The following is a 12,184-nucleotide window of genomic DNA, read 5'->3' as shown; positions in this document are numbered from 1 at the left end:
GCCCTAGAGAAAGAAGATGCCCTATTCTCAAACAGCGCTGAAGTAATCGAAGAGCTGACACAATCAATCGAAGAGAACCAACAGGCACTTGCTGCGTATTACACGCGCTGGGAGAAAGAGATTGAATTAGTTGACCAAATCAAGACTGTTCAACAAGAGATCACTGAAGAGCAGGAACAAGATTCAGTCGATGCTACTAAACAGAAACAACTTGATACTCTGAGAACCGAATTAGCAGACCTACAAGGTGAAGAGCCTCTGGTTTATGCGATGGTTGACGACAACACCATCGCACAAGTGATTGCCAATTGGACAGGTATCCCTGTTGGCAACATGATGAGTGATGAAATCGCCAAGCTACTTACCTTAGAGGACGAGCTCAATACCCGAGTCATTGGTCAAGATGTTGCTAAGAATGAGCTTGCTAAAGCGATTCGTATATCCCGCGCGGGTTTAACCGACAACCGTAAACCTATTGGCGTGTTTTTAATGTGTGGTCCTAGTGGTGTGGGTAAAACCGAAACCGCCATGGCGCTCGCGGAGCAACTGTACGGAGGTAGCAACGACCTTACTGTAATCAACATGACCGAGTTTAAAGAAGAGCATAAGATCTCTATGCTACTCGGCTCACCAGCGGGTTACGTAGGCTTTGGTGAAGGCGGTGTGTTAACAGAAGCGATTCGACGCAACCCTTACTCAGTGCTGCTGTTAGATGAAATGGAGAAAGCGCACCCTGGCGTGCATGACCTGTTTTACCAAATCTTCGATAAAGGTCATATCAAAGACAGCGAAGGCCGAACGGTTGATTTCAAAAATACCATTATCATCATGACCTCGAACGCCGCTGATCAAGCTATCTGTGATGTCTGTGCCAAGACTACAGATCGCATAGACAACGACGAGCTACTGGAGGCGATTCGTCCCGACTTGCAACAGTACTTTAAGCCCGCTTTCTTAGGGCGCACTACCATTGTCCCGTACTACCCGCTTAATGATGAAGAACTAGCGAAGATCACTGAGATATCACTTAATCGCATCAAGAGGAAACTGGCAGAGCAATATCAAGCGTCGTTCACATGGGATGCTGACTTCATTCAGTTTGTGGTGGATCGCAATACAGATCCAACAACGGGTGGTCGCGCTGTCGAGCAAATCATTAACCGCTCTCTAATGCCGAGGTTGGCTGAAGAGTGTATTGGGCGTCTAAGCCGCAGCGAACCAATTACTCATGTGTCGGTCAGTGCGACAAACAATAGCGCCGATTTCGATTTAACGATTAAATAGGCCTTAGCTAATGAGCAGTAAGACTAGCCAAACCTTGACCAAACCTTCATTACTTAACCTGTCGCTACGGGTTAAGTTGATGTTTGCCATCATGGCGGTCTTGCTGTTCTCTATCGCGTTAAACGCCACACTGAACTATTTCAACTTTGAGAAAAGACTGACTGAAACGTCTGATTCTATCTATGAGATAGTCTTAGAGGAGACTCATAACGATATTAACCAAGCGATCAGCTTAGGCTTACCTCTGTCTGCCATCTCCAATATTCAGAATATGCTAGACCGACGCCTCCAAATTGTTGATGGTATTACTGCTTTGGTGGTTGTCTCTACCTCTGGAGAACAACTGTTTGGTACCAGAGAAGGAGCTCAGCAAAGTGATCGTCAGCTATCACTTGATATCACCAACTCTTTTGGCTTAGTCGAAGGTCAAGTGAAGCTTTACTACTCCACCACTCTATTAGAACAGCAAAAGACCTTCTTACTTAAACTTCAGTTTCTCTATTCTGCAATTTGGATTCTGCTTTCGTGTTTGGTTGCCTTTGCCGCATTGAAATACTTATTAGAAGGTATTGTTGGTAGAGTAAAAAGTGCAACAGCTATCTTTGAGTCTGCGCCCGGTTCAGTTGAGTTGTTGCCAACGATCACACAAGCTCACAAAGCGCTTCAATCTCCGAACTCGTTATCTAAGTATGAGAAGTTTAAAAACAAACACTTTCCCGTGTTTATTATCTCCCTCGCAATCTTCCTTACCATCATCGCCAACTTAGGGGTTTCATACCAATCTCTAGACAAGTTTTCTCAGATATACGAAATCAAGCTTGAACAGAAATCGAACCTAATTGGCGATTCATTAAATCAAATGATAAAGGGACTACTTGATAAGGGAGTGCCTGACGACAGACTGTATGGTTTAGAAGAAGAGTTCGCGTTCTTCGTCGATCATCACAGCGAGATTCTTTCTATTAACTTTCAAGGGCAATCTGGAACAACGTATCGCTATCCTGAGGTTTATGTAGAGCACCCTTCTATTCGCGAGTCTACGTTCACGCTCAATAACAGCCACACGATTCAGTTGAATGTCACGACCGACAACAATTTGATCATCAACCTGCTCAAAGAGAGCGTCATGGATATGATCACCGTGTTGGTTGCCTCTTGCCTTGTGGTGGCCGAAATCATTCTGTTCATGTGTAACTTCATGATCATCTCACCTTGGAATCAGGTAAAGCGTGTCTTTATGCTGGTCAACAGAGACATAGTGAATCACCTTGCTAAGATCTCGACTCGAGATGAGATTGGTAAACTACTCAATCTCACCAACCAAGCGATCACCAAACTGAATCCCAACCAACCATCTCAAGATATTGATAAACAAGATTTTCGATTCATTCGCTTGCCGCTATTTTTATTAGTGTTCTCTGAAGCCTCTTCGCTGGCATTTTTTCCAACGTTTGTCTCTTCATTAGAAAATACCACTGGCTGGATACCTGAAAATCTAGTGACCAGTTTACCTATTTCTCTATTCATGCTGTGCTGGGCAATCTCACTGCCATTCGCAGGCTATTGGTCAGACAAAGTAGGCAGAAGGCACTCGTTAATCACGGGTGGACTCATTACGTGTATCGGCCTAATGGCTACTGCTTTCATTCAATCACTTGAATTGTTGTTGATCGCTCGTGCCTTTACCGCGGTTGGTTACGGCGTCGTGTTTATTTCAGCTCAGGGTTATGTCTCTGATACCACCAATGACTCGAACCGGACAAAAGGTATGGCGACCTTCCTGTCGTCGTTCTTCTCCGGCTCGCTATGCGGCGCTGCGATTGGTGGGATCCTTGCGGAAAAACTCGGCTATTCAGAAACCTTTATGCTAGCTGGATTGTTAGCCACGCTCAGCGTGCTGTTAGTTTATGTATTCTTTGAAAAGTCCAATAGCAGTAATTCAAGTAAACCCGTTAAGTTGCAAGACTTCAAACTGCTGTTGAGTAACAAGTACTTCGCATTAATTACTGTCTTCAGCGCTATCCCTGCAAAGATTGTTCTAACAGGCTTCCTTTATTACATCTGCCCTGTTTACCTGCAGTTTCTTGGGGAAAGTAGCTCTGTATCCGGTCGCGTAATAATGGCTTATGGCCTCGCGATCATTCTAATTTCACCGTTGAGTGCAATTTTGGTCGACAAGCTCAAAAACAAAATGGCGTTTATCTTCATTGGTGGGCTACTGTCTGCGCTCGCCCTACTCAACTTCTATTTCTTCCAAGGTACACTGGGGCTACTTCTGATCGTTATTGTCATTGGTATTGCACACGGGATCTGTGTTTCTCCTCAAATACCTTTAGTCATCGACCTACTTTCGGGACAAGGCATCGAGAAAGGTAAAATCATCGGTATCTTTAGGCTTACAGAGCGTATCGGGAATATCGCAGGACCAATGTTAGCCGGCGTAAGCTTAAGTATTTTCGGTTACGACCAAACCATTATTATATTTGGCGCTTCCCTGCTAGTAAGCTCATTAAGCTTGATTCTATTCTTCTCAATCTTTTTAAAGGCTGACAAACATAAGCTAGGAGTTCAATCATGAAAATGATCGTGTTCATTCTAAGCTTTATTTTGATGACTCCTGCAGCGTTCGCTAATAGCGCTGAAAAACACGTCATTCTTTTGTTATGGCGGGGAGTGACTGATGCTGAGCAAGGCTTCATGGACTATTTATCTCAGCATGTGGATGTGCGATTCACGATATTAGATGCCAACAGAGATAAGGCAGCACTCAAGCAACACATCAAAGGTTTAGAATATAAAAACGCAGATCTTATCTATTCATTTGGTACCACTATCACACTGAATTTATTGGGTACTTACTCAAAACCTAGTGATTTTAGAACAAACAATACGACACCAGTCGTGTTTAGTATTGTCACCGACCCCGTCGGTTCTAATTTAATTTCTGATTTATCTTCGAAAGATAGAAATTTTACGGGTGTCTCACATATTGTCCCTCATGAAATACAGTTCAAAGCCATTGATAAACTGAATAACATTTCTAGCCTTGGGGTTATCTATAACGCTGATGAAAATAATTCGGTTATCACCGCAAATAAAATGATGGAGTTATCGGAAATTTATAATAAGCGTGTTATGTTGTACCCATTAAACATTGATAAAAGTAAGTCAAACAGCGACTTAATTAACCTCACGATAAATAATATGAAACGTGATGGTGTCGATATGGCTTACTTACCCCCTGATTCATACATCATCACCCAAGGAGGGGAAGTCGTATCAGGGTTACATTCGAAGGGTATCCCAACATTCTCAGCTACTGAGAGCCCGATAAGAAAGCATAAAGCCTTGTTTGGTATCGTGAGTCGTTACTACAACGTTGGTCAATTTGCGGGATACAAAGCGAAGAACATTTTGAAAGGAACTCAAAAAGCTTCAGACATACCAATAGAGTCACTCAGCCAATATTCTTATATTGTAAATATCGAAGCCGCACAGAAGCTCGACTATTACCCGCCAGTGTCTATATTGAAAATCTCTGAAGTGATAGGAAACTCTAATGATGTTAACTAGAGCCTCTACCATCAGATTATCGTTAGCCACTCTTATCCTCTCGACATCTTGGTCGATGAGCGCTTTCGCTCAACTTAAAATTGGGCCATCAAGGCTTTTGCTAACCACTCAAGATTGGCCGCCCTACCAAAGTTATGAAAACGCTACGATGCAAGGCATTGCTTTAGACAAAGTGAAATGTGCCTTGGGCAAGATGGGACAACCCTACCAGCTCACCATGACCACTTGGTCTGATGCACAGCTGCGTGTTCATAGTGGCAGCCAGCATGGATTTTTCGTTGCGACACAAACATCAGAACGTGATGAGTATGCGACGCTTTCCGCTCCAATCGCTAAACAAACTTTGAATTGGTATTTTGGTCCAGGAGTGGAACCGAAGGTTGATGAATTGTCAAAGTTAAACCTCAACTTTTCTGCCAAATTTGGCTCAAACAAATGGTTTTGGCTAAAACGTAACGGATTTAACGTCGTTAAGCAGCCACGAGATGCTAAAGTATTACTAAGACTTTTAAAACAAAGGGAAATTGATGTTGTTTTAGAAGATGAGTTGGTATTCAAACGGGAGTTGGAACATGCCTCATTACCACTCGATTACTTCAATTCGACGAACTTAGATACCAAGGATATGGGGGTCTACTTTTCGAATCGATTTCTTAAAACCTACTCAGGTTTCCTAGACAGTTTTAACACAGCCATATCCAAGTGCAAGGAGTAGCCATTGTCCATCAGTGTCCACATGATTTCTGTACCTGCTGAAGAGGTTGTTTCCTCTAGAGTGTCGTATCTGCCAGAAAGTGGCGGAAGCTTAGGTCGTTCTCCGTCATGTGATATTGCGCTTCCAGACCAAACAAAATGGATTTCTCGTACTCACTGTCAACTGTACCCAACGGATCGCGGTTACGTGATTAAAGACATCAGTAACAACGGCGTTTCGTTAAACGACAAATCACTGGCAAAAGAGAAAGAGTACGTTATTACTGATGGCGACATCATCAAACTAGGTGGTTACACACTGCTGGTTAGCCTATTAAGTACCCCCAAGGTTGAGTCAACGAACAACAAACAGGATGACACTTTCATAGAACCTTTCAATTTAAAACTGGATGACAGCGACACTGACTTTCTCGATGAGGCACCAGAAGTTACATCCACAAAAAAAACATCAAACTTCTCTTCAAAAAATGTGTTGAGTGATGACCCGTTCTCTTCTGACCCATTTGAGGATCTGGACGATGAACAAGTTGTTCCCAACATTGAAGTGGATGAAATCGCTCATGGAGACACCAGCGCCCTATCCTCTGCAGAATTAGAGTATTTGCCCGTCAATATCGAGAACAACACTCGAATTGAAGAATCAATCGACAAGCTCATTACCCTAACCGAGAAAAATCAGCAGTATTTACAAAATCCGCAACTACAGCAAAAAGCCTTGTTTGATGCGTTAGAACAAACGGTTGATCAGTTCTTAAATGAATTTGCACCAAAGCAGCTTGAGAGCCAATTTAGCGAATACGTAAGTAGCGGTATTTTTAGCAATAAAGATAAAAAGTATTGGAAGATCTATCGCAAACACTTCCAACACCGTCAAGACAACGGAGATTTCAGACGTCAGTTCAAAGCACTGTTTATGGAGAACATGCAAAAGCAAAGTGAGGAGAGAGAATGAAAAGACTCATACTCTTATCCCTTTGTTTACTCGTCGCAGCATGCTCGTCATCGGACCCTGTTCCGGTTGTGACTCAATACTCGCTGACGGTAAAAGCAGACGCGACAATCAATCAATACAACGACGATCAAGCTAACCCAGTTGTGGTTAGGCTTTACCAACTAACGGATCAACAACTGTTCAAGCAACTGCCATTTATTGATTTATACAATAATGACTTGCAGTTACTCGCGGCAAACTTGGTTTCAAAACAGGTGTTACCGATCGTATTGCCAAACTCTGAACAAGCGGTGACGTTAGATATCAATAAAAACACGCAATACATTGCAGCACTGGTCGAATTTGCAGATTACCAAGATGGCACAACCAAAGCCGTCCTCATGATGCCCTCCGATCCAGAGCAAACTTTAGAGTTAACGATTACAGGGAAGAAAGCAGAGCTAGCCGTGATACAGCCAGACTCTAGCTGGTGGCAAATCTTTTAGTAAAACAGCCAACCAATAAAAATTATAGAAAAGGATTTTACGTGGACGCTTTCAAAAAAGTAGTGTGGCAAGAAGGGATGTTTATTGCGCCTCAGCACTTTCAGCAGCAAGACCGCTATGTGCAAAACTACATTCGTCAGAATATTGAAACACTGGCTGGGTTTGCCCCTTTCTTTGGCATCACCGAGTTAGTACTTAACCATGATCTATTAAAGATCGGTAAACTCTCAATCCCGAGTTGTTCCGGCGTGTTCCCTGATGGAACTCAGTTTAATCTCAAGCAAGAAATCGTTGTCGATATCCCACAAGGCACTATCGAAACCGTGGTCTATCTTGCACTGCCAATTTCTTTGCAAGGTAACAATGATTACAGCGAAAATGGTCAAGAGCAAAGCCGTTACATCACTCGTTCAATCAATGTTTTCGATACCTCAACCTCGGAAAACGCGAGCGTTGAAGTTGATGTCGCACAACTCAACATCGGCCTCAAGTTCGCAGGAGAAGACACCTCAGGTTTTACCCTAATTCCGGTCGCTAAGATCCTAGAAATCAGCGATTCCGACGAAGTGATGTTGGATCGTGCCTTTATTCCAGCTTGTTTGCACCATGGCGCGTCGACGCTGCTTAGCGAACGAGTCAAAGAGATTCATGCACTGGTAAGTAACCGTGCTCAAAACCTTTTGAAACGTATCGAAGCTGGCCAAGGGCAGAAAAGCCCACAGTCCATGATGCAAGACTTCCTTTGGTTGCAAACCCTCAACACGTGGTTACCGTGGTTCGAATTAACCATTAGCAACACCAAATACCCGACTCACGAGCTGTATTCAAAGCTAAAGCAGTTTGAAGCTCAAGTGATGGCACTAACACCAGCGATCCCCGCTCAATGTCAGCCCCTAAAATACGATAAGCTGTACGACAACTTTAACCCACTGTTTTCAAGCTTAAGAAACCTGCTGACTCTCGTTCAACAAGATTCTGTCATCGAGTTCAAATGGGACATATCTCTATTTGAAAAACGTCGCTTACTTCGCACCCTTATCAAAGATCCAAGCAGCGTATACAACCGTCGCTTCGTTCTGAGTGTTAAGTCCGATATCAGCAGTACAGAGTTAAATGAGCTTTTCCCTATTTCCGCTAAGCTCAGCAGCAACAACAAGATTGTGGAACTGGTTCGAAGCTCCCTTTCTGGCATCTCATTAACCCCACTGCCTATTGCGCCAAGCGAGCTTAAGCCGATGCAAGGCGTCGCTTATTTTGAGGTCGATACCAAAGACAGAAACTGGCTCGATATGCTCGACACTCGCGATGCCATTGCGCTGCATGTTGATGCTCGGATACCAACTCTCGAAGTTGTTCTTTACGCGTTGAGATAATGGCTATGGATTATTTAGACGAAGAAACACTGGTCATCGATAAAGCGTCAAAAGGCTCTGCCAATACAGAGTCTGACCAGGCTTTCTCTAAATTAGTCGCGGTGCACTCCACTAGCGCTCAAGAAGAGTTTCTGCGTCACTTTGATAAAGCAGAGAATCAACTGATCAATATCAGCAGTGATTTACTGACCAAAACACTCAAGATCTCAACCTTATCTGAACCTGATGATTTAACCGTTTTCCGTGAGCAATTTATTCAGGGCATTAACGACATCAAAGCTCAGGCGACCGAGTTAACCTACCCAGTTGCTGTTATCGATAAACTCTGCTTCTTGTATGCCGTGGTGATTGATGAGTTCATCATTTATACCGAATGGGGAGAGAAGCGAGGCTGGGAAAATAAAACCCTACTGAGTGAACTGTTTGGTATGCGTAACGGTGGTGAGCTGTTCTTCTCTGTTGCCGAAAAAGCTGCAAGACAACCTCACAAATTAATTGATCTTCTTGAGATCGTTTATCTCTTTATCAATATCGGGTTCAAAGGACAATATCGGGAAGGTGGTGCTGAGCAACTAAAGGCATTTGTCCATCAATTAGAACAGACCATTAGCCAGTATCGCACTGTGAGCGGCGTTCACTGCCGAACTAAAGTTAAGCTCCCAGAAGTAAGAAAGCCGACTCGACGTAAGCGATACTTCATTACCAGTTTGTTTTTCTTTTGTCTGATAGCAACCAGTATCGGACTCACTGAGTTTTGGTACACCAAGACTCATACCCAGCGAGCTCGTGATTTCACCTTTTTGCCTAACTTTAGCGAGCGCTACGTATTGTCTGGTGAAGTCAAAGACATCGTATTTATTAGCCAAGACAACGATCTTGAATCACCACCTCGTCATGCAAGTAAAGCCCAAGCAGTTGAGACATCACAGGTTACCAACTTAGCACCAAGCACGGCGAATTGGTTGGTTCAATTAGCGACGTTCTCTAGTAAGAAAAATGCCCAAGCTTTTATCAACAATCTGTCGCCATCAGCTTATGAACCAATCATCTCACCGTACAAGAAATACTACCGAGTGATATTGAGAGCGAACACCTCAGAAGAAGCGAGAAAAACCAAAGCATGGTATGTCGAAAACGACCAAATAAATGCCATTATCGTTCGCACTTCTGCGCATGACTTAAACAAGGAAGAGTCTAACTGATTATGCCGGATGCAAAACCAAACAAGTCAGGTAACGTAAAGAAAACGGTAGGTATCTCTGCTCTAGCCTCTGTCGCGTTTTTTACTGTCGCTTCTAGTGTCATTCTGTTAACACCCCTCAATGCTTATCTGGTTTGGGCGCTTGCCACGGCTGCCATTTTATCAACCTTGGTTGGTGTCATTTGCTACTGGGTAGTAATTAAGCGCAGCGCAAAATCACAAGAAGAGTCATTCGACAAAGAGCTGATTCAGAAACGACAAAAGCAGCTGGCTAACCATTTCAAGCGTATGATCAGCGAACAAAAACGCAAGACACGTTTAACCAGCCGCTATGACCAGCCTATCTATTTGCTGTTAAGCCAAAATCCGAACAAAGACAAAAGCATCATCACGCAAATGGGTTATGAGGCGCATAAACTTGACGACTTTGGCAATGACATCGAATTCCCTATCCTATTTTGGGTTAGCGAGCATTCGATTTTAGTCTCAATCAGTATGGGTGAAGACCAACACCCTGAATATTTGAAAACTCTGTGCCAATCTCTCACCGCGTGGCGACCAAGACAAGCGGCTAACGGTTTGCTGCTCACGACTGACGTGTCATCGCTATTAGAGAACAACGAGCAAATTACCCAACAGGCTGATGAACTCAAGTCGACCATTAAGACATTTAACCAAGCGTTTGGTGTTAACCTACCGATTTATAACGTTATCTCAAACATGGGAAGTATCAGTGATTTCTGTCAGTTCTTCTCTGCTTTTGATGAGTCAAAGAGAGACGAAGTGTTTGGCGCGACAGCCCCGTATTCCAAACACGGCGGTATCGATGCCGATTGGTTTAATGATGAATATGACCACTTAATCAGTGAACTGATTGCCAATATGAGCAATGCACTTGCTGGGCAGTTGAATCAAGATTACCGAAACTCCATCGCGAGCGCCCCATTCCAGTTTGGTTTATTGAAACAAAACCTGTGGTTGTTTTTAAATCGCCTATATCGCGGAGAACAACTCAGCGATGCACTTCAGTTTAGAGGCTTTTACTTCACTCACGATGGTCAAAGCTCCGCACAATCAGACTTACTGGCAAGCACTGTCTCCTATTCTGTCGGTCACGAGCACTATCAACAGAACGAGCAAATCCCGGTAAACCAAACCTTGTTTGCCCAATACTTGATGACGCATGTGATCTTGGCGGAGCACGAACTGGTCGGTGTGAACAAACGTAAAGAGAATACCCTGCTTGTTAACCAAGTGCTGTTTACGCTCTCTTGGATAGGTTTACTCGCCGCTGTATTACTGGTGATTAAGTTTGATTTTGATTTCCAGAACCAGCGTGAAACCCGAGCCGATGTGATGCTTGAGCGTTATAAAGAAGCGATCTCTGCATCGCCTTATGACATCGAGAACATGGCCGATAACATCCCGAACCTGTTCTCACTGCAAAGAATCTACAACCTCTATAATCAACCAGAACCTTGGTATACCTTACCATTTATGCCTAACCCAAGTATTAAGGCAGAGGTAGAAGAGGCGTACTTCGCCGAGTTACAGCAAGTTCTAATCCCTTCAATGGAAAACACGCTGGAGAAAGATCTCTTCGTCTATGTGAACTTAGAAGATCAGTCACAAACCCTCTCTTTGCTGAATAACTATCGCTTACTCTTCAGCAAAGACAGAACCAACGTACAAGAGCTTAAAAACTACTACGTTCGTACGCTGCAAGATCAAGGTGAAGCCGACAGCGTCAACATTGCTCAACTCGAAGTGCTGTTGGATGACATCTTTGCCCGTAATCTGACCCCAGTTAAATCAAACCATGATTTAGAAAGTTTAGCTAAGAAAGTCATCACTCAAACTGGTATTGAGACACTGCTGTACGAGCACATTCAAAGCTCACCTGATTACTCAAAACGTGTCGATATTCGTGGCGAACTGGGTGATAACTTCAATTCGGTATTTAAATTCTCACCAAGTTTCGTCGGTTACCTAGTTCCATATATCTACACACCGACGGGCTTTAATGAACTCGACTTATCGGTGAACTCCCCGACTTTAATGTCTGCATTACAATCTTACGAAGGCGTGGCGGGCGCGTATCCGAGTGCATTGGAGCTTCACCGTATTAGCCGAGAACTCAAGCAGACTTACCAAAACGATTACATTAACTATTGGCGCGACCTAATTCGTAATGTCGAAGTCAAAGAAGTTGCCGACCCGACACAATTAAAAACTGCATTAGCTAGCCTATCTGAAGCAAGCAATAACCCAATCGTTAGCTTGTATTCAACGATTGCTAAATACACCTATGTGGAGCTTGAAATCCCCGCTCAGGATGACAAAAAACAAGACCCTGCAAGCATGCCGATTCAAGATCCTGATAAAAAGGAATCCGCTCGTCAGATATCACTCAGCTTCCAAGCCTACAAAAAGCAGGTTATCGCTAATGACCAAGGTAAAAAGCCAATAGATAACCTACTTACAGCGTTTATCAACGCGAATAAGTGGGGAAATAAATTTTACGAGGCCAAAGAGCCCCAGAAGGTCGCCTTTGATACACTATCTGCGACTCTACAGGCTGGTAACCCTATTGCTTCACTCG

9 protein-coding genes are annotated in these 12,184 nt (G+C 43.6%); all 9 read left to right on the top strand.

Annotated elements, in window-relative coordinates:
* On the top strand, nucleotides 1-1,284 hold a 1,284-nt coding region (locus BCT81_RS09570; RefSeq protein ID WP_133152597.1), incomplete at its 5' end, for an AAA family ATPase.
* Nucleotides 1,285-1,294: 10 nt separating this feature from the next.
* The gene (locus tag BCT81_RS09565; RefSeq protein ID WP_102423976.1) at nucleotides 1,295-3,862 is read left to right on the top strand and encodes an MFS transporter; all 2,568 of its coding nucleotides are present in this window, start codon (nucleotides 1,295-1,297) and stop codon (nucleotides 3,860-3,862) included.
* Nucleotides 3,859-4,857 (top strand): ABC transporter substrate binding protein, encoded by a 999-nt coding sequence (locus BCT81_RS09560; RefSeq protein ID WP_102423975.1) that lies wholly within the window; start codon nucleotides 3,859-3,861, stop codon nucleotides 4,855-4,857. Before BCT81_RS09565 ends, BCT81_RS09560 begins: the two co-directional genes overlap by 4 nt.
* Nucleotides 4,844-5,572, top strand: coding sequence for a transporter substrate-binding domain-containing protein (locus BCT81_RS09555; protein ID WP_102423974.1), 729 nt, complete (start codon nucleotides 4,844-4,846; stop codon nucleotides 5,570-5,572). Before BCT81_RS09560 ends, BCT81_RS09555 begins: the two co-directional genes overlap by 14 nt.
* Nucleotides 5,573-5,575: 3 nt before the next feature.
* Nucleotides 5,576-6,523: an FHA domain-containing protein gene (locus BCT81_RS09550; RefSeq protein WP_102423973.1), complete on the top strand. Its 948-nt coding sequence runs from the start codon at nucleotides 5,576-5,578 to the stop codon at nucleotides 6,521-6,523.
* Nucleotides 6,520-7,008, top strand: coding sequence for a type VI secretion system lipoprotein TssJ (gene tssJ / locus BCT81_RS09545; RefSeq protein WP_102423972.1), 489 nt, complete (start codon nucleotides 6,520-6,522; stop codon nucleotides 7,006-7,008). The genes BCT81_RS09550 and tssJ overlap by 4 nt, the downstream gene beginning before the upstream one ends.
* A gap of 41 nt (nucleotides 7,009-7,049) precedes the next feature.
* On the top strand, nucleotides 7,050-8,381 hold the full coding sequence (gene tssK / locus BCT81_RS09540) for a type VI secretion system baseplate subunit TssK (protein ID WP_102423971.1): 1,332 nt from the start codon (nucleotides 7,050-7,052) through the stop codon (nucleotides 8,379-8,381).
* The gene (gene icmH / locus BCT81_RS09535; RefSeq protein WP_198596871.1) at nucleotides 8,381-9,583 is read left to right on the top strand and encodes a type IVB secretion system protein IcmH/DotU; all 1,203 of its coding nucleotides are present in this window, start codon (nucleotides 8,381-8,383) and stop codon (nucleotides 9,581-9,583) included. The genes tssK and icmH overlap by 1 nt, the downstream gene beginning before the upstream one ends.
* A 2-nt stretch (nucleotides 9,584-9,585) precedes the next feature.
* The coding region (locus BCT81_RS09530) for a type VI secretion protein IcmF/TssM N-terminal domain-containing protein (RefSeq protein WP_102423970.1) at nucleotides 9,586-12,184 on the top strand (2,599 nt) is incomplete at its 3' end.

The organism is Vibrio sp. 10N.261.52.A1 (genome assembly GCF_002876325.1).
Taxonomy (GTDB): domain Bacteria; phylum Pseudomonadota; class Gammaproteobacteria; order Enterobacterales; family Vibrionaceae; genus Vibrio; species Vibrio chagasii.
Note: the sequence above shows the minus strand (reverse complement) of the source record. Positions and strands in the feature narration are given on the sequence as shown.

Bases quoted from the DNA above. Each gene is read 5' to 3' on its own strand.
- BCT81_RS09555 (WP_102423974.1), top strand. From the start codon at position 4,844: ATGATGTTAACTAGAGCCTCTACCATCAGATTATCGTTAGCCACTCTT.
- tssJ (WP_102423972.1), top strand. From the start codon at position 6,520: ATGAAAAGACTCATACTCTTATCCCTTTGTTTACTCGTCGCAGCATGC.
- icmH (WP_198596871.1), top strand. From the start codon at position 8,381: ATGGCTATGGATTATTTAGACGAAGAAACACTGGTCATCGATAAAGCG.
- BCT81_RS09560 (WP_102423975.1), top strand. From the start codon at position 3,859: ATGAAAATGATCGTGTTCATTCTAAGCTTTATTTTGATGACTCCTGCA.
- BCT81_RS09565 (WP_102423976.1), top strand. From the start codon at position 1,295: ATGAGCAGTAAGACTAGCCAAACCTTGACCAAACCTTCATTACTTAAC.